Origin of the sequence: Mucilaginibacter sp. SJ, assembly GCF_028993635.1 — a bacterium.
Classification (GTDB): domain Bacteria; phylum Bacteroidota; class Bacteroidia; order Sphingobacteriales; family Sphingobacteriaceae; genus Mucilaginibacter.
Genome location: NZ_CP118631.1, coordinates 4498473 through 4517244 on the forward strand (window position 1 = coordinate 4498473; position 18772 = coordinate 4517244).

Genomic DNA, 18772 nt, shown 5'->3' on the forward strand with positions numbered 1-18772 from the left:
CAGGTCATGGTTATAATAGGTTATAACTATAAATCTATTGATAATTCGCAGGTATAAGTATATTCTTCGTCCCTTATTTTTAAAGAGTACCTGTTCGGGTAAAGCAGGTTGAGCCGGCGCTGTACATTTATCAAACCAATTCCACCTACAGCATCACGGTTATTGTTATGTTTTTTGTTTTGGATGTAGAAATGCAGTTTACCATCCGCTACGTTAATAAGTAGCTTTATAGGCGAATTGATATCATTTGCAACGCCATGCTTAAAAGCGTTTTCGATAAAAGCGATCAGTAGCAAAGGTTCTATTTTTTGATCAGTGATATTGCCATCTACCTTAAAATCAATAAATGCTTTGCTGCCAAAGCGGATCTTTTGCAGGTCGATATAGTTTTGCAGGTACTGGAGCTCTTTACTCAGGTCAACCTTGTTTTCGTTACATTCATATAACATGTAACGCATAATTTCCGACAGCTTTAAGATAGCTTCGGGCGTGGTTTCCGAACGCTGATAGGCCAGTGAGTAAATGCTATTTAAGGAATTGAACAGGAAATGCGGGTTGATCTGCGATTTCAGAAAAGCCAGTTCAGCAACAAGGCGCTGATTTTCCAGGTCGCGCTGAATGCGTTCGTTCAGGAACCAGTCTGTACTGAACTTAAGTGCTGTGCTTAGGAAAACAAATATAAGACTGGTAAAAATACTGCTGTAAAAATAAGTAGCAAAACTGGTTACATGACCTTTTTGATGTACTAATACAATGTCTTTGAATATTAACCCTACTCCATATTTACCTATGCCATATATTATTATGCTGACCAGTACAGCTGTGGCATATTCCCAGTACCGTTTTTTATTAAGGAAATTGGGTATATAAACCAGGTAGTTAAGGTAAAAGAGGCTGATGTTGATAGCGGGATAAAGCAAAAAGATCACCAGCAACTCTTTGGTACTGAGCTGCGCATCGTTTAGCCTTGCCAAAAAAACAAAAAAGGATATAATGCCCGTCCAAAAAAACAGGTGCCAAAAAATTATCCAGGCAGTTTTTATGCCTGTTCTGGATTTCGGTAATGGTAATGAAGCCTCCATTCGCTGTTTTAAACCCCCTTCTTTATTAATGGTGTGGCATCTAATTTAATATTTTGATGTTAATATCGTCCTGTTATTTATATATAGCTACCCTTTTTTTCGATGAACTGGCTTTTATTATCGATGAACCGGTTAAAAGTGGTAGAAGTGCGTTCATCTATAAACAAAGTGTGTTGGTCTAAATGATTTTAGCAGGTTATTTTTTTAATATTCCTTTGTTGTATAAAATCACCACTCACAATGAAAACGCTTATCAAAAATTCAAATCCTTTTATCATGTTATTGATCCCGGTAATGTTTGCCCTTATTTTGGGTGTAAGCTACCAGTTCGAGCAAAAAAAGGAAACAGCAATAATTGGCCGCACAGCAGTACATGCTACCTCATTGTTTCACAAAGGTTTTGTAATGGTTAAAACTGTTTGCTCAATAGCAAAAAACAATAACATATGGTAATTACTACCGAAGGCCTTTCCTTCACCTTTGGTAAGCAGCAGGTGGTTAAATCACTGGCGCTGCAAGTTCCGGAAGGAAGTATATATGGTTTTCTCGGTCCCAACGGTGCCGGGAAAACCACTACTATCAAACTCCTGCTTAACCTGCTAAAACCCGATGCAGGTAACATCCACATTTTTGAGCAGGATATCAAAACAAACCGCATCAGCATACTTTCGCAAATAGGTTCGCTTATTGAGCAGCCTGCTTTATACCAGCATTTAACCGGGAGGGAAAATTTATTGAACAGGGCCTTATTATTGCAGGTGCCTGCTCAGCGCGTTGAAGACATGCTTGACCTGGTACAGCTAACCGCCGCTGCCAATAAAAAGGCCGGGCAATATTCATTAGGGATGAAGCAACGCCTTGGTATTGCGCTGGCCCTGCTGGCCGACCCTAAATTGTTGATTTTAGATGAGCCTACCAACGGCCTCGATCCAAACGGTATTATCGAGATCCGCGAGCTGTTGAAAAAGCTTGTGGCCAAACATGGTAAAACTGTTTTTATATCGAGCCACCTGCTGGCCGAAATTGAACGGATAGCCACACATGTAGGCATTATTAATAATGGCGCAATGCTTTTTCAGGGCAGTGTTGCCGACCTGCAGGCCATCAGCAAACCACTGGTGCGTGTTGATGCCGAAAATACCGTTGATGCCGCCAACCTGTTAACCCGCAATCATATTAACGTTACCGAAGTAACCGACGAATATTTACTGGTACCCTACATCTCCAAACATCAAATGGGCGACATCAACGCCCTGCTCAATAAAAACGGGCAAACAGTTTACAGCATCAGTAAACAGCAAAAAGATCTGGAAAAACTATTTTTAGATATCACCCAAAGCGCCTAAGCCATGAAAGGATTTATACTGTCATTCCGTTCGGAGTTTTACAAGAGCCGTAAAACGCTTGGTTTTTGGGCTTCCATTATATTGCCTTTGCTTATATGTATTTTGCTGTTTGTGGGGTTTTATACCAAAAGTGAAAAGTTAGTGTCAATGCCGCCGATGATGCTTTGGCTACAGTTTGCTGGCGCCATTTTGGGTATCATGGGCTCGTTGGTATTACCCATGTATAGCATATTTATAGCATACTCCGTAAATAGTATCGAACACCGGGCCGATACCTGGAAAACCTTGTTTAACTTGCCAATTCCCCGCTGGTCGGTTTATGCGGCTAAGTTTTTTTATGCGGCTTTCCTTGTATTTGTTTGTCTTTCATTATTTGTGCTGTTCACTATCGGTTTTGGCAATTTACTAAGCATAGTAAAACCAGAGTTACGGTTCGACGATTTCCACATGGAAAAAGAGCTGGCACAGATCTATTTTAAATTGTTTTTATCATCGTTAGGGATCCTCTCCATCCAGTTTTTACTCAGTTTATTTTGGGCCGATTTTTTAAAGCCGATGGGCATAGGTTTTGTGTGTACCATAGCAGGGGTTATCCTGGCTTCAAAAGGCTGGGAGTATAGCTACCTGTTTCCCTATGCGCATCCCATGGCTGCTATAAGCAGCATGTTAAAGAACAATCACGGCGATCCTTCTAACCGGTTACAAATAGATATTTTTACTAAAGATGTATTTGTAAGTATGGCTATTGCCCTGGTAGTCTTTATTCTTGGATATTTTATTGTGCAGCGTAAGAGTGTGAAGTAGTTGTTAGTGATTAGAGGTTGGAGATTAGTTTTTAGTCTGCTTGTTGTTTTAGGACAATGCGCCTTCTTTGCCAGTTTAATTGCTTCAACATACTCATGATACCAGTTTTAAATATTCGGTGTTGTTTTTAAGCATGGTAATGCCTTCTTTATAAGTCATATAATTAATTTTTTTACATTGTTTATTAAGTTTGCTTACGCGATAAAGGAGCTTCCAATGCCTGATGATCTCGTACCAGGCGAAGAATATAGAATGCTTGGGATCATAAATATGGGTTGGTTCGCTGCCGGCTCCGTTCAGTTCTATAATGGATAGATTTTCGCCGCGGCTTAGCTCAGTCCATGTGTTATACATTACATCCAGCCGGCCAAAATAAAACCCGGGGATCTGTCGGCATATGCCATCTATCGCCTTCGTCAATTCATCGGTAATGAGGTGACTAAGGTCAATGAATTTAGCACCCCTGGCATGGTTACCATAAGGTACCAGCGTTTTTGATTCGCCAATAGGTAAAACCTGTTTCAGTTTATCGCCATAGGTGTCTATCAATACCGGCAATTGCAGCAGGTAGCGGGGCTCTTTGATAATGAGCTCCATCATGGTATGTTTGGCATCGCCGGTTAGGGCTAAAAATTCTTTGCCAACTATACCGGTTGTCTGGCCTTTGGCTTCACCAGGTAAGCGGTAATAAAATATGCCTACTTCGCTTTTGTACTTAATATATTCCTGCACCAGGAAATCAACCCTGATCTGCTGGGTATATGCCAGCAATTCTACTTCGTTATGTATCAGTTTAACCTGTACGCCTCTGCCACCAACGTCCGGTTTGGCGATTAAAGGATAATCGAAATTTTTATACTTTATGACCGATTTGATCTGCCCAAAATCTGTTCCTGTTTTAAAAAGGATGGTTTTTGGATAATATTGTTGAGGGATGAGTTTATAGATACTGGCTTTGCTTTCCAATGTAAAACCACCATTTTCAATCAGTGGATTAGCCGTGCTGAAAAAGAAAAACGAGCGCGCTTTAAAACTCAACCAAAACCAATAGAACATGATAGGTGCGTAAAACATATTGAGCGACCAGTATTCCCAGTTGAAAAGCCTGATCAGAAATCTTCTTAAACCAAAAAAAGGGGGCAATGCAACAGGCCTATTGCTATTAGCTTCTATAGCAAGATCATGCACATACTCATTGCCATCCTTCAAATCATGATAGGTCATAGTGATGTTTTGAGAGCTTACGTTAATATTGGTAACGCTTACAGTTTTCATTTTACCACCGCGGTTTATTACCAATGCATCGTTATCATCACCTTCGCCGGCATGGTGGTGAAAATACAGGATATCTTCCACCTTATCCGGATTGGCTGATTTATGCCAGTTATTAAACCAATTGATGCGTTTGGTGGCTGCCACCTCATCATACAAAGTGGCCGATGACCAGATATGTGCGTCCTTGCCATCCAGCAATTTGACATGTTTTCGCTCGCCATCCCAGCGGCACTCATATAAACTGCCTTGTGCATAAAGCACTAAAGTGAAGGGCTCAACAGCTATAAGATCAATGTCCTGATAAAAAAGGAAAGGGTTCTGTGCATTGATAATATCCATTAGTACCAGTCCACGGCTGGTTTTATAGGGCGGTATGGCTTTGTGTTTTACAAAGGCGCCGTTTAACAGCACAACAATATCGCCATTGTTTTTTGCGGCTATCCAGCTGCCATTACGGTCGGCATCTTTAGGATATAGCAGCGTGTAATTACCATTTTGGTACGTACGCGGTGCAACGGCCTTGCCCCGGTTAATATTTTCGTCGCGGTTGGAGGTAAGCTGGAACCCGCTTTTTGTGGGAACATAGGTTACTGTGCACATGCCTTACGGTACTTAAGTGTTGACGCGGCAACGCCAAATTCATCAGGAATAACTACATTGGATATAGCGTTTACGCCAATACGGATCAGGGCCATATGATGAACGGTATGTTCCAGGTTATAAACCAGCTCGCGGTAATAATTTGAAAATACCTGTGCCGAATGTGCTTCGCATTCGCCGTATCCGGCTTGTAGCATTAATTCTTTATCGGGCTTTTGAATGTTCGCCCCTACCTGGAGAATGGTTGTGATGGCAAAATCTTTATCGGCCTCAATGGCTTTATTGCGGACGCGTTTATCGTAATCAACCATGCCGGTTTCGTAACCTTTATTCAGTTCAATAAAAAACTCAAGAACATGACGGGTGTGCTGGCCGATACTTGATTGCGACAGCAGTTTTACCGGTTGGGTGTATTGTAAAGGACTTAATTCGTCAATTACATATTGTAGTTGCTCCAACAGATTGGAGATAGGTTCTTTCAATTGCATAATGCTAATTATTAGCAGTGGTTTTTGATTTTATTAATGAAGAAAAGGGATAAGGTTTAAAACCTCTTTCCTGAAAATGTAAAGCAGTATGGCTGATGTTGTAAACACAATAGTTGCCAGTATAAAAAGCTGACCGCCATCGCCCTGTACCACGATCCCCAGTTTAGTAAGATGAAAAAATATGGCACCAGCCATTAACCCTACGGCTATCAAAGCGCCTATGCCGGTAGTGCGGGGGATAATGATCAGTGTGGCGGCTGCCAGTTCCATACTGCCAATGCCAATCCTGCCCCAGGGCTCCATACCCAACTTGGTAAATATGTAAACCGATTCGGGGGCGGCAGTGAATTTGAAGAACAAGGTTTGCAGCATGATGATAGCTGCTACAAGGCGCAGGGCCCAAACCAGTATATTAAATTGTGTGTAAGTCATGATATTGAATGGCGTGTTTTCTGAAATTTATGCTTGTAGAGGTGTTTCCAGGTTTTGGCCCACTTTGATAGCGGCCATAACAATACCCCTGGCTACCTCTGCTTTGCTTTTAAGCGGGTATGCCTGGAACAGGAAATCGCGGTTTATGATGGTGATCTTGTTGGTATCGTAGCCAAACGCAGCGCCTCCGTCCTTTACAGAATTGAGTACTATCAAATCGAGATTTTTACTGTAGAGTTTTTTGAGGGCGTTTTGTTCTTCGTCGTTAGTTTCAAGAGCGAAGCCGACTGATACCTGATCATTACGCTTGATCTTACCGAACTCAAAGGCGATGTCGACATTTTTAACCATTTGCAGGCTAAACTCCTGGGCCGACTTTTTCATTTTTTGAGCATGTACTTGTGCCGGCTTGTAATCGGCTACGGCAGCAGCGAAAATTGTGATTTGAGCTGCAGGGAAATATTGTTGACAGGCCGCATACATTTCGTCAGCCGAGTTAACATAGATAACTCTGAGGCTGCTGTGAGATAAACTGATGTTTACCGGCCCCGAAACTAAAATCACCTCAAAGCCCTGATTTAAAAAAGCCCCGGCAATGGCATAACCCATTTTGCCCGACGAATGGTTGCTGATGAAACGTACCGGATCAATAGCCTCACGGGTAGGGCCGGCGGTGATTAGTACTATAGGTTTGCTGGTGCTTGTCATTTTTGTTTATTGGTATTGTACTTGTTTTTTTAAAGCATAGGCTTGTGCGATTCCCCTCTCATTCCTCCACGCCCCCTCTCAAGAGGGGATTTTTATATAGTGGATTACTTTTGCCCCTTTACCTCAGGCCACTTCTCGTCAGCCGTTTTAATGAGGTTTGCCTGGTCTTTGGTCCACAGTTCTTTCACCTTATCGTTGTAGTTGAAATAAAGCTTGTCGTTCAGTACTGTCCAGGTATCAGTTTGGGTTGGGGCCTTGTGACCCTGTGAGGTGCCATAAGCGCAGTAGCCGCCGTACTGTGGGGCATACTTTTCAGGGTCGGCTTTAAACGCTTCGAGGTTTTCATTGCCGGAGAAAAACCAGGTAGCTTCTTTCCATTTATATTGAAATTTCTCTGAGCCTTTTACCGGTTTCGATTCTTTGAAAAACGCAACCGGGTCATAACCTTTAATAGCCTTGCCACCCGGGGCAAATATTTCTGATTGCTGGGCATAGGCCTGAACTGCGGTAACAAATGCGAGTGCCGCGATAATTAATAAACGTTTCATTTTTATGGTTTTAGATTGGTCTTATAATGGATTATTGAAGGCAGATCAATGAACGATCTTAGCCCAGTTGGCGTCGGCTTTGGCTTTCAGGTTAGTCTCGTCCTTGTTCCATGATTTTTTTGTATTATTAAAAAACTTGTTATAAAACACATACAGCTTGCCATCAACAAGCTTGAAGGTTCCCGGATCTATCTCCACCTTTTGGCCGGTAGCGCCCATGGCGTAAGCACACCAGCCGCCGTATTGTGGCTCATACTTGGCGGGATTAGCTTTAAAAAGGGCCCTGTCCTGAGTGGAAGCGAAGTAATAAGTAACGCCATCGTTTGCAAGGGAGATTTCTTTTTTGCCCTCTACGGCTTTTTGCTGGGTGAAGTAGGCAACTGGGTCATAGCCTTCGAGAGCCAGGCCGGTTTTATCTAAATTGAAGTGCTTTTTACGAACGTTTGTCTGGCTTTGTGCCGAAGCTATGCTTACAGTAAATACAGTAGCTAACAATAAATTGAATAATTTTTTCATGATTGTGTTAAACTTGATGTTTGATTTTTCCTCCTTTGTCGGGGCGGGCCATCAAACCTTACAGTGAATCAGAAAAATATTTAAACGGGGGAGCGAAGGGATTTATAAGGGAAGTGAAATAGGTTTAATTTTTGTTTATCGGTCGTTTTTTGCTGACCTGGGCTGATGTTAATTCTGAAGTTTATCTATTTTGCTTTGAATAAGGACGTTATCAGCAGGCGTTTTTATCAGCGTTAGTGCTTTCTCAAAGTTTAGTTTTGCCTGTTCATTGTCAATGCCGGTGTATAATTCGCCAAGCAGGGTATAGTAAAACTGGTTTCCGGTGAGTTTCAATTTTTCAGCCTCAATAATGGCTTCTTCGGGGCTGTTGGCTTTGGCAAGCGCAAAGGTGCGGTTGAGTGCCGCTATAGGGGAGTATGCTATTTGCAGCAGGCGATTATAAAGCTGCAATATGTTTTCCCATTTTTGTTTGGAATCGGTTTTTTGAGTATGCCAGTAGGCTATGCTGGCTTCAATATGGTATTTTGATAATTGAGTACCGGTAGTGGCAAGGTTTAAATAAAAGGCACCTTTGGCTACCAGGTCATAGTTCCAGAGGTTGGTGTCCTGATCTTCATATAAAATTAGTCCGCCGTTTTGATCTGTGCGGGCTTCAAACCTCGAGGCATGAAAATACATGAGCGAAAGCAATGCATTTACCGGCGGTTTGTTGGTGCCTTCGTTTTCAATAAGCATGTGGCAAAGGCGCATGGCCTCAAAGCAAAGATCTTTACGCAAAACCTGGTTATCACTAACTGAATAATAACCCTCGCTAAACAACAGATAAATAGTAGTGAGCACGTTTTCGAGCCGGTTATCAATTTCAGCCGGACCAGGCATTTCGATTTCTATTTTTTCATTGCGGATCTTTTCCTTAGCCCTGAACAGGCGTTTGTTAATGGTTTCTTTATTGGTCAGGAAAGCTTCAGCCACTTCATCAATTCCGAAACCGCAAAGGATCCGTAACGAAAGCCCGATCTGTGCCTCGGGCGGGATGGCAGGATGGCAAATTGCAAACATCATTTGCAGCTGGCTGTCGCTGATGTTTTGGAGTGAAAGGTCGATTTCCGGTTCATAGGTCTCCCCGGTTTGTATTTCCGGGGATACTTTGTTTTCAAAAATGCTATTACGTTGCAAATGATTTTTCGCCTTGTTTTTGGCTACGCTACACAGCCAGGCGGTTGGATTAGGCGGAATGCCTTTATAACTCCAGGCCTGGGCTGCGGTAAGGAAGGTGTCGCTGGCGATGTCCTCGGCAGTTTCCATCTGATTAAACCCAAAGCGGCGGCACAGTACCGATACTATTTTGCGGTACTCGGTGCGGAATAGATGGGGAATGATTTCGGGGTTTTGCATGGGGCAAATGGAAAAATGTCATTGCGAGCGATAGCACGGCAATCTCGTAGCTGTGCTTCGCCGCTTTGCATATCTCGCAGGCATAACTACGGGATTGCCACGTCGCGCCGGATACTCTTTTGCCCGAGCTGCTCCTCACAATGACATGATTTATAAAATTATCCTTAATGCACCCCATCATTTTTGGCAACCTTCCGTACTTCAACGGTATTGCCATCGCCCTGTAAAACAGGGCAGCCTTTGGCAAACTCCACAGCTTCCTCAACCGATTCGGCTTTTACAGTGATGAAACCGCCTATCGTTTCTTTGATCTCGCCGAAAGGGCCATTGGTGACTACGCCGCCGTGACCTACAATTTTGGCATCGGCAAAGGGCAAGCCAGTGCCACTCACAAATTTGTTTTGAGCAGCTATGCCGCCAATCCAGTCCATAGTTTGTTTCATCCAGATTTGGATCTGTTCGGGAGAAGCCACTTTGGTGCCGTCCTCGTGCCTGAAAATTAAAACGAATTCGTCCATCTTTTTAAATTTTAAAGGTTAATAAATATATGAATTACACCTCTATATCAAATAGGAATGGCTGAATAGGACACGGCGGGTAATATTTATTTTGAATTTGAGATGTTCAATTTCGGAATTTTTCTGAACCGGGTAATTTTTTGAATTACGGAATTCATACAATTAAGATGAAAAATTCAATAATGTCTTTCCATCGATTTAATCAGGAAGGCTGTTTTAAGAACGGAAGCGGATACCTGCCATATGGTTAAGGCCTGTGCAGTATGAACGCACAGCCTGGACCGCAGGCAATGCCATGAGTTAGAAAAGCGGCTCTTGCCTATTATCCCAAAAGAAGAGAATATCGATCTGATCTTTCTTTATTTGGTAAAATACAGAACAATTTTTATGAATAAAGCCCTTTCTTATTTGAGCTGAGTTTTTTATCCCTTGAAATATGAGTGGTGATATACTAATTATATCAATTACTTTAAGAGTTCGCTTTTCAAAGTCTTTGACTACTTTAGAACCCCATTGTTCTTGTAATTGCGATTTTATAGCATCAAATGATTCAAGTGCACTTGAAGAAAAAACTATATTATAGCTCATTCAGATATCGTGAGCCGTTTTTTAAATTCTTCCAAACTTATACTGCGTCCAGCCTCAATATCTGCCTGCCCTTTAGCAATACCTTCGATTACATGAGGTGGTAATGTTTCTTCTTCTTTTTTTTCGAAAGGAATATTTAGCGCCTCAAAAAATGCCTTCATAACTTTTTCCTGGGCTTTTGAGGGGTATACAACGTATGCTTCCATATTTAAAGTTATCGCAAAATATCGTCAAAACCAAAAAAGACCATTTGCGTAAGCAGATGGTCTTTTTTATTTTTTGATCCCACACCTTTCAGTGGGCCGGTCGTCTATCAAACTTTGATCTCAACCTCAACACCGCTTGGCAATTCAAGCTTCATCAGGGCATCTACAGTTTTTGAGTTAGAGCTGTAAATGTCTAATAAGCGTTTGTATGAGCAAAGTTGGAATTGCTCACGTGCTTTTTTGTTTACGTGTGGTGAACGTAATACGGTGAAGATTTTCTTTTCGGTTGGTAACGGAAGTGGTCCGCTAACTACAGCGCCTGTTGGCTTTACTGTTTTTACGATTTTCTCGGCAGATTTGTCTACCAGGTTGTAATCGTAAGATTTCAATTTGATCCTGATTCTTTGGCTCATTGTTAATTAATTTTTGTGATTTCACCGATTAAAGTGATTTCACTGATTTGATTTTGAACTACCCTAAGAGCTATTTATTAGAGTAATTACTGAATTATTGATTTATTGAATTACTGAATTAGTTATTAGTGCTTTGGAATTCACTAAATCACTAATTCAATAATTCAAAATTGATTATTAGTCGATAGCAACTTGTTTGCGGCCTTTTGATTTGGCAACAACTTCGTCCTGTACGTTACGAGGTGCATCAGCGTAGTGGTCAAACTCCATAGTTGAAGTTGCACGGCCCGAAGTGATAGTACGTAATTGAGTTACGTAACCAAACATTTCAGAAAGTGGTACCATAGCTTTGATTACCTGTGCACCGTTACGGGTGTCCATACCTTGCAACTGGCCACGACGACGGTTCATGTCACCGATAACATCACCCATGTTTTCTTCAGGGGTTAAGATCTCGATTTTCATGATTGGCTCAAGCAATACCGGTTTACATTTTGGCAATGCTTCGCGGTAAGCAGAACGGGCAGCGATCTCAAATGATAACGCGTCCGAATCGACTGCGTGGAATGAACCATCAATCAAACGAACTTTTAAGCTTGTAAGCGGGTAACCTGCAAGTACACCATTGTCCATAGCGGCTTTGAAGCCTTTTTCAACAGATGGGATAAACTCACGTGGGATTGAACCACCAACAATCTCGTTAACAAACTGCAAGCCTTCTTTGTTATCGTCGGCTGGAGAGATAACAACCTGAATATCCGCGAATTTACCACGACCACCAGTTTGTTTCTTGTAAGTTTCACGGTGTTGGATAGTACCGGTGATAGCTTCTTTGTAAGCTACCTGAGGAGCACCCTGGTTAACTTCCACTTTAAACTCGCGTTTTAAACGGTCCATCAAAATATCCAGGTGTAACTCACCCATACCAGAGATAACTGTTTGACCAGTATCCTGATCTGTTTGTACGCGGAAAGTTGGATCCTCTTCTGCCAGTTTACCTAAAGCGATACCTAATTTATCAACGTCGGCCTGAGTTTTAGGCTCAATTGCCAAACCGATAACCGGCTCAGGGAATACCATCGACTCAAGAACCAACTGATGTTTCTCATCGCAAAGGGTATCACCTGTTTTGATATCTTTAAAGCCTACTACCGCAGCAATATCACCTGCACCCACGTTAGGGATAGGGTTTTGCTTGTTAGCATGCATCTGGAAGATACGGCTGATACGTTCTTTGCTTTCTGAACGCATGTTGTACACGTATGAACCTGCATCAAGGTTACCAGAGTAAACACGGATGAAGCACAAACGACCTACAAACGGGTCGGTAGCAATTTTAAATGCTAATGCTGCAAATGGTTCTTTTACATCTGGTTTAACCAAAATTTCGGCACCGGTGTCAGGGTTAGTACCAACAACACCTTTTGAATCAAGAGGTGAAGGCATTAACTCCATTACATAGTCGAGCATGGTTTGTACACCTTTGTTTTTGAAAGATGAACCGCAAGTCATCGGGACGATTTTACCGGCCAAAGTAGCCTGACGTAAAGCGTCTAAAACTTCGCGCTCAGTGATGGTTGTAGGATCTTCAAAGAATTTCTCCATTAAAGAGTCATCAAACTCAGCAACCGCTTCCAATAATTTCTCTCTCCACTCAGTAGCTTCGTCGAGCATATCGGCAGGGATAGGCACTTCGGTAAAGGTCATACCTTTATCATGCTCATTCCAAACAATACCACGGAAGTTGATCAAATCAACCACACCTTTAAACTGGTCTTCAGCACCGATAGGTAACTGCAATGGGATAGCAACGCTGCCCAACATTTCTTTAACCTGTTTTACCACGTTTAAGAAATCGGCACCAGAACGGTCCATTTTGTTAACGAAACCAATGCGCGGAACGTTGTAGTTGTTAGCCAAACGCCAGTTAGTTTCTGACTGAGGCTCAACACCGTCAACCGCGCTGAATAAGAACACCAAACCATCAAGTACACGTAATGAACGGTTTACCTCTACGGTAAAGTCCACGTGACCCGGGGTATCAATAATGTTCATGTGATAGTTATGGTTACGGTATTTCCAGTTTACGGTTGTTGCAGCCGAAGTGATGGTGATACCACGCTCCTGCTCCTGGGCCATCCAGTCCATAGTAGCGGCACCTTCGTGTACCTCACCAATTTTGTGGCTTACACCAGCATAGTAAAGGATACGCTCGGTAGTGGTAGTTTTACCAGCATCAATGTGAGCGGCAATACCAATGTTTCTTGTATATTTTAGATCTCTTGACATGTCAATTATTGAATTATCGAATTAGTGAATTAGTGATTGAATAAAAACGTCTGGGCTTAGGCCTATTGTATCTTCAATTGTTAATTCAATCCTTTTATTTATTTTTTATGGGATGAATTGCCGAAATAATGAATTATTGATTAGTAAAATGTTACCAAATCAATAATTCACTAATTCAGTCATTCACTAATTAAAATCTGAAGTGTGAAAACGCTTTGTTAGCCTCAGCCATTTTGTGCGTATCTTCTTTCTTCTTAACAGCGGCACCTTCGCCTTTAGCTGCTGATATGATCTCGCCGGCTAATTTCTCCATCATGGTTTTTTCACCACGACGACGTGCATAGCTGATTAACCATTTCATACCTAAAGCTATTTTACGCTCAGGACGAACCTCTGTAGGTACCTGGAAGTTAGCACCACCTACACGGCGGCTTTTTACTTCAACAGCGGGCATTACATTGTTCAAAGCTTTTTTCCAGGTTTCTAAGCCGTTTTCGCTTGTTTTTTTCTCAACAATTTCAACAGCGTTGTAAAAAATAGAGTATGCGGTTGATTTTTTACCATCATACATCATGTTGTTTACAAACCTTGTTACCAAAGTATCATTGAACTTTGGATCAGGAAGGATAATTCTCTTTTTTGGTTTTGACTTTCTCATTGCTTTCTATCCTCCTTAATTATTTCTTTTTACCTTTTGTTGGCGCTGCTGCTACCTGACCTGGTTTAGGACGTTTGGTACCATATTTTGAACGGCGTTGGTTACGGCCAGCTACACCTGATGTATCCAGTGCACCACGGATGATGTGGTAACGTACACCTGGTAAGTCTTTAACACGACCACCACGGATCAAAACGATAGAGTGCTCCTGTAAGTTGTGACCTTCACCAGGGATATAAGCGTTTACTTCTTTACCGTTGGTTAAGCGCACACGGGCAACTTTACGCATTGCTGAGTTTGGTTTTTTAGGGGTAGTGGTGTACACACGGGTGCACACGCCTCTTCGCTGTGGACAGCTGTCCAACGCTGGTGACTTACTCTTGTCAACCAGAGCTACTCTACCTTTTCTAACTAATTGCTGAATAGTAGGCATTTCTTGCTTTTTTGTCTAATTATTTTATCCCGCATTTCGGGACTGCAAAAGTACGAACATTATTTTTGATTTTCAAGTAGTTGTGTGAAAGTTTTTTTAGGGGGAAGTCTGAATCAGAATTTACAGAATTTGAGAATCAACAGAATGAAAGTTCAACGGATAACGAGTAAATTCTGATTCGGACAAGAAAAAATCCTGAGAATCCATTAATCCTAAAAATCACGGTTCAGACAAAATCAGCGAAATCAACGTAATCATCCTTTAATCAACGGTATAAAAAAAGGGCCGGTCACCGATGTGACCTGGTTTAGGAAACAGCGGGCCGGCCCGTAATACTTTATATAATGGTTTAATCAGGGAGCTTATTCTTTTACCTTATTCCAGGTATCGCGGTTAAAAGCCAATACCTTGGTAGGGTTGCCGCTCGCATCTTTAGTGAATTTTAAAGGAAAGCCAAACGCCTGATTTAAAAATAACACTTCAGACAATGGTTTAAAATTAATTTCCTTGCCATCCCATGATTGTTTGAGCGTTAATCCGTTGGGTATCGCGGTTATAGTCAGAAAAAGATCAGTCCTCTCATCCGACTGATATTTGCCTGCCAAAACTTTTATTTGTTCGGGTTTCAGTTGTACTTCTTTAGGTGGGGTATAGCTGTTTATCTTTGCCCATATTTGCCTGCCACCTAAGGTGATCTGGTTTATTTCACCGGCGTCATTTTTTGAAAATACAATAGGGATTTTTTCATCACCATCATCATCTAAAAATTCAAATTCAAGATCTGATTTGCGGGTTAGAGTTAGCTTTTGATCTCCGCCAAGCTGTTGGGCAATTAGTTTATCACCATCTGCTGTTATTTTATATACTCTATACTCGTTATCCTTTTGCTGATAAATGCCTTCAAAAGCTTTGAGCTGGGTATCGGCAATAATTATTGTTGGCGACTTTGCAATTTTTGCGATAACCGGTGCAATGCCTGAGCCCGTCAAAGCAAATGCAGCTATAAATGCAAACCTGCATATATAGCCCGTGATAATTTTAATGCTGGTCATTTTGATAGGTTTATAACGTTGAACCAAATCTACGAAAAATGATTTGGGAAAATCAAATTTTACAGAATTAAATTTTGATGATATTTATTTTTACTGTTTTAAATTCTGATTTTTATCTATTTTTCATTTAAAACCATAATAAAATTCTGTGCCGAATAAATCAGATGGGCATAAAAAGAGCGCCGGTAAAACCAGCGCCCTCTTTCATCACTCACTAAACTACTTATGGAAAACTTAAATTAACAATTCTTAATAACCGCGGTCGTGATAATGACCGTGATCGTCACCGTTATGGTAACCATTATTATAGCCGTTGCGGTACCTGTGATGGTGACCATAATCTTCACGAACAACGCAACCTGAGGTTACGGATACTACTGCTGATATTAATAGTGCCAAAGCAACAAATTTCCTTTTCATGGTGTAAAATCTTTAATCATCATCTATATTGAAGATGTACACATATATGACTGATAGAAATGGAAAAGGATTAATTGGGGGATTAATTTGGAGAGAAGAGAACTATTTGTTGTCAATGATGCTGGTTATAATCATCAAACCAACCCCATACTTTCCCGATACTCTTGCTGAATGATAAGCAAACAATTAGCACACAAACACCCGTCATACAGTTCGCTTACATATTGCACCTCGTTAATAGTGAGCTGCACGGTACTGCACTGGCACTTGGTGAATGAATTGGCTTTACATTCAAAAGCTGTTTGGCAGCGTTCGCAACGGATGATTTCGTGTTTGGGCATTTTGTTTGGTCGATGGTTAATAGTCCATAGTCCATGGAAAAAGTTTACTAAGTTACCTAACCGCGGGATAGCTTGTAAAATATGAATGTCATTAAAATAAAAAGTCCATGAACCATAGCTTTTTGGCTATGGTCCATGGACTATCGTCTATCGACTAAAAAAAACTTACGCCGAGCAAGTCACGCAGCCTTCTTCCATTGAGCAGGTTGGACCTGCCGGAATTTCGTCGGCAACGGCGTCAACAACGGCCGGGATAACCGGATCCATGTTTTTACCGCCCTGGTTTTCAACTGTAAATTTAACCGCTTGCGATGCAGCTTGTGTACGCAGGTAATACATACCTGTTTTCAAGCCTTTTTTCCATGCGTAGAAGTGCATTGAAGTTAGCTTCGAAGCATTTGGCGAGTTGATGAACAGGTTCAGTGATTGTGACTGGCAAATGTATGCACCCCTGTCGGCAGCCATATCAATGATGCTGCGCATCTTGATCTCCCAAACAGTTTTGTACAATGCTTTGATATCAGCAGGAATCTCAGGAATTTCCTGGATTGAACCGTTTGCGCTGATGATCTTATCTTTCATGCTGGTGCTCCACAAACCAAGGTTTACTAAGTCACGCAGCAAATATTTGTTTACTACAATGAATTCACCGCTCAATACACGGCGGGTGTAAATGTTTGAAGTATAGGGTTCAAAGCATTCGTTGTTACCTAAAATCTGTGATGTTGAAGCAGTTGGCATCGGTGCAACTAATAATGAGTTGCGTACGCCGTGGTTCATTACATCTAAACGCAGGTTTTCCCAATCCCACCTGCCGCTTTCTGGTTTTACACCCCACAGATCGAACTGGAATTTACCTTGTGACAATGGTGAGCCTTTGAATGTTTCATAAGCGCCATCTTTTATAGCCATATCTTTTGAAGCTGTCATTGCTGCAAAGTAGATGGTTTCGAAGATCTCGATGTTTAGTTTTTTAGCTTCATCACTTTCAAACGGCATACGCAGTTGAATGAAAGTATCAGCCAAGCCCTGTACACCTAAACCGATAGGACGGTGACGTAGGTTTGAGTATTCAGCTTCTTTAACCGGGTAGTAGTTGCCATCAATGATCCTGTTAAGGTTGATAGTTGCCTGGTAAGTTACTTCGTACAGTTTATCATGATCAAAAGCACCATTGTTGATGTAACGTGGTAATGCTAATGAAGCCAGGTTACAAACAGCTACCTCGTTTGCATCGGTATACTCGATGATCTCGGTACAAAGGTTTGAGCTTTTAATGGTACCCAGGTTTTGCTGGTTTGATTTACCGTTGGCAGCATCTTTATATAATAAGTATGGCGTACCGGTTTCAACCTGTGCATCAAGCACTGCAAACCAAAGTTCCTGTGCTTTTACTGTACGACGCTGACGGCCTTCTTTTTCGTATTTAACGTACAGCTCTTCAAATTCTTTGCCCCAGCAATCGGCTAAGCCCGGTGCTTCGTGCGGGCAAAATAAGCTCCAGTCTTCATTGGCTTCAACGCGCTGCATGAACAGGTCAGATACCCAAAGGGCGTAGAATAAGTCGCGGGCGCGCATTTCTTCTTTACCGTGGTTTTTACGCAGATCCAAAAATTCAAAGATATCAGCATGCCATGGCTCTAAGTAAACAGCAAAAGCGCCTTTACGTTTACCACCGCCCTGATCAACATAACGTGCAGTATCATTAAATACACGCAACATTGGAATGATACCATTGCTTGTACCGTTGGTGCCGCTGATGTATGAACCTGTAGCCCTTACATTGTGGATGCTTAAACCAATACCACCTGCACTTTGTGAAATTTTGGCAGTTTGTTTCAATGTATCATAGATACCTTCAATGCTGTCATCTTTCATGGTTAACAGGAAACATGATGACATTTGTGGTTTCGGCGTACCTGCATTAAATAAGGTAGGCGTAGCATGCGTAAACCAGCGCTCGCTCATTAAATGGTAAGTTTTGATAGCGCTTTCAATATCGTGTTTGTGGATACCCACCGATACACGCATGAATAAATGTTGAGGGCGTTCGGCAATTTTGCCGTCTATCTTTAGCAGGTATGATTTTTCGAGGGTTTTAAAACCGAAGTAATCAAAACCAAAATCGCGGTCATAAATGATGGTACTGTCAAGCAGCTCGGCATTTTCTTTAATTACCTCATAAACATCATCAGCGATAAGCGAGGCATCTTTACCTGTTTTCTTGTCAACATACTCATGCAGGAGGCGCATGGTTTCAGAAAACGATTTGATGGTGTTTTTGTGCAGGTTTGATACCGCGATACGTGAAGCTAACAAAGCATAATCAGGATGCTTGGTGGTTAATGAAGCGGCGGTTTCGGCAGCCAGGTTATCCAGCTCGGAGGTGGTTACGCCATCAAATAAACCTTCAATTACCTTTTTAGCCACATCAATGGGGTCAACTAATTGAAACCCATAGCACAGTTTTTCAATACGTGCGGTGATCTTGTCAAATTTTACGGATTCTCTTCTTCCGTCTCTTTTTACTACAAACATTTTGCCCCTCCTTTTGCCCCGTTAAAAGCGAAGCTTTTTTAGTTAATATTATTGTGATTTGATTATTTTCTGAACCTTGATTCTGAACCCTGATTTTCCTGATTTGATGATTTCCTGATGTA

General features: G+C 41.7%; 22 protein-coding genes. 3 read left to right on the forward strand and 19 right to left on the reverse strand.

Going from position 1 to position 18772, the window contains the following annotated elements:
- Positions 1–26: 26 nt before the first annotated feature.
- Entirely contained in the window at positions 27–974 is a 948-nt protein-coding gene (locus tag MusilaSJ_RS18505; protein WP_274986348.1) for a sensor histidine kinase, read from the reverse strand.
- Between the two features lie 348 nt (positions 975–1322).
- On the opposite strand from MusilaSJ_RS18505, the gene MusilaSJ_RS18510 reads away from it, so the two are divergent.
- From MusilaSJ_RS18510 to MusilaSJ_RS18520, 3 genes are read left to right on the forward strand one after another with little or no spacing between them, the layout of a single operon-like run.
- Positions 1323–1535 (forward strand): hypothetical protein, encoded by a 213-nt coding sequence (locus MusilaSJ_RS18510; RefSeq protein ID WP_090530816.1) that lies wholly within the window; start codon positions 1323–1325, stop codon positions 1533–1535.
- Positions 1529–2428 (forward strand): ABC transporter ATP-binding protein, encoded by a 900-nt coding sequence (locus MusilaSJ_RS18515; protein WP_274986349.1) that lies wholly within the window; start codon positions 1529–1531, stop codon positions 2426–2428. Before MusilaSJ_RS18510 ends, MusilaSJ_RS18515 begins: the two co-directional genes overlap by 7 nt.
- 3 nt (positions 2429–2431) lie before the next feature.
- Positions 2432–3232, forward strand: coding sequence for an ABC transporter permease (locus MusilaSJ_RS18520; protein ID WP_274986350.1), 801 nt, complete (start codon positions 2432–2434; stop codon positions 3230–3232).
- Between the two features lie 93 nt (positions 3233–3325).
- Here MusilaSJ_RS18520 and MusilaSJ_RS18525 read toward each other — a convergent pair whose 3' ends face one another.
- From MusilaSJ_RS18525 to MusilaSJ_RS18610, 18 genes are all read right to left on the reverse strand, one after another.
- Positions 3326–5107, reverse strand: coding sequence for an NRDE family protein (locus tag MusilaSJ_RS18525; protein WP_274986351.1), 1782 nt, complete (start codon positions 5105–5107; stop codon positions 3326–3328).
- Positions 5095–5595 carry a hypothetical protein gene (locus MusilaSJ_RS18530; RefSeq protein ID WP_274986352.1) on the reverse strand — a complete coding sequence of 167 codons (501 nt, stop codon included), beginning with the start codon at positions 5593–5595 and terminating at the stop codon, positions 5095–5097. The genes MusilaSJ_RS18525 and MusilaSJ_RS18530 overlap by 13 nt, the downstream gene beginning before the upstream one ends.
- A 33-nt stretch (positions 5596–5628) precedes the next feature.
- Positions 5629–6027 carry a DoxX family protein gene (locus MusilaSJ_RS18535; RefSeq protein ID WP_274986353.1) on the reverse strand — a complete coding sequence of 133 codons (399 nt, stop codon included), beginning with the start codon at positions 6025–6027 and terminating at the stop codon, positions 5629–5631.
- Positions 6028–6054: 27 nt separating this feature from the next.
- The gene (locus tag MusilaSJ_RS18540; RefSeq protein WP_274986354.1) at positions 6055–6735 is read right to left on the reverse strand and encodes a phosphopantothenoylcysteine decarboxylase domain-containing protein; all 681 of its coding nucleotides are present in this window, start codon (positions 6733–6735) and stop codon (positions 6055–6057) included.
- Positions 6736–6839: 104 nt separating this feature from the next.
- The gene (locus MusilaSJ_RS18545) at positions 6840–7283 is read right to left on the reverse strand and encodes a YHS domain-containing (seleno)protein (RefSeq protein ID WP_274986355.1); all 444 of its coding nucleotides are present in this window, start codon (positions 7281–7283) and stop codon (positions 6840–6842) included.
- A gap of 45 nt (positions 7284–7328) precedes the next feature.
- Positions 7329–7799, reverse strand: a complete 471-nt coding sequence (locus tag MusilaSJ_RS18550) for a YHS domain-containing (seleno)protein (RefSeq protein ID WP_274986356.1) — start codon at positions 7797–7799, stop codon at positions 7329–7331.
- Positions 7800–7967: 168 nt separating this feature from the next.
- A complete protein-coding gene (locus MusilaSJ_RS18555; RefSeq protein WP_274986357.1) occupies positions 7968–9194 on the reverse strand; it encodes an RNA polymerase sigma factor in 1227 nt (408 codons plus the stop codon).
- Between the two features lie 164 nt (positions 9195–9358).
- Positions 9359–9712, reverse strand: a complete 354-nt coding sequence (locus MusilaSJ_RS18560; RefSeq protein ID WP_090530252.1) for a YciI family protein — start codon at positions 9710–9712, stop codon at positions 9359–9361.
- A gap of 300 nt (positions 9713–10012) precedes the next feature.
- A complete protein-coding gene (locus tag MusilaSJ_RS18565; RefSeq protein ID WP_274986358.1) occupies positions 10013–10300 on the reverse strand; it encodes a type II toxin-antitoxin system RelE/ParE family toxin in 288 nt (95 codons plus the stop codon).
- A complete protein-coding gene (locus MusilaSJ_RS18570; protein ID WP_274986359.1) occupies positions 10297–10506 on the reverse strand; it encodes a DUF2683 family protein in 210 nt (69 codons plus the stop codon). Before MusilaSJ_RS18570 ends, MusilaSJ_RS18565 begins: the two co-directional genes overlap by 4 nt.
- Positions 10507–10613: 107 nt before the next feature.
- The gene (rpsJ, locus tag MusilaSJ_RS18575) at positions 10614–10919 is read right to left on the reverse strand and encodes a 30S ribosomal protein S10 (protein WP_022830652.1); all 306 of its coding nucleotides are present in this window, start codon (positions 10917–10919) and stop codon (positions 10614–10616) included.
- A 177-nt stretch (positions 10920–11096) separates the two neighbouring features.
- Entirely contained in the window at positions 11097–13208 is a 2112-nt protein-coding gene (gene fusA / locus MusilaSJ_RS18580) for an elongation factor G (RefSeq protein WP_274986360.1), read from the reverse strand.
- A gap of 190 nt (positions 13209–13398) precedes the next feature.
- Complete coding sequence (rpsG, locus tag MusilaSJ_RS18585; RefSeq protein WP_022830654.1) at positions 13399–13866, reverse strand: 30S ribosomal protein S7; 468 nt, start codon at positions 13864–13866, stop codon at positions 13399–13401.
- A 19-nt stretch (positions 13867–13885) separates the two neighbouring features.
- On the reverse strand, positions 13886–14299 hold the full coding sequence (gene rpsL / locus MusilaSJ_RS18590) for a 30S ribosomal protein S12 (protein WP_073405808.1): 414 nt from the start codon (positions 14297–14299) through the stop codon (positions 13886–13888).
- 362 nt (positions 14300–14661) lie between these two features.
- A complete protein-coding gene (locus MusilaSJ_RS18595; protein ID WP_274986361.1) occupies positions 14662–15351 on the reverse strand; it encodes a hypothetical protein in 690 nt (229 codons plus the stop codon).
- A 249-nt stretch (positions 15352–15600) separates the two neighbouring features.
- A complete protein-coding gene (locus tag MusilaSJ_RS18600; protein ID WP_274986362.1) occupies positions 15601–15771 on the reverse strand; it encodes a hypothetical protein in 171 nt (56 codons plus the stop codon).
- 134 nt (positions 15772–15905) lie between these two features.
- On the reverse strand, positions 15906–16112 hold the full coding sequence (locus MusilaSJ_RS18605; protein WP_274986363.1) for a cysteine-rich CWC family protein: 207 nt from the start codon (positions 16110–16112) through the stop codon (positions 15906–15908).
- A 165-nt stretch (positions 16113–16277) separates the two neighbouring features.
- Positions 16278–18650, reverse strand: coding sequence for a ribonucleoside-diphosphate reductase subunit alpha (locus MusilaSJ_RS18610; protein WP_274986364.1), 2373 nt, complete (start codon positions 18648–18650; stop codon positions 16278–16280).
- Positions 18651–18772 lie beyond the last annotated feature (122 nt).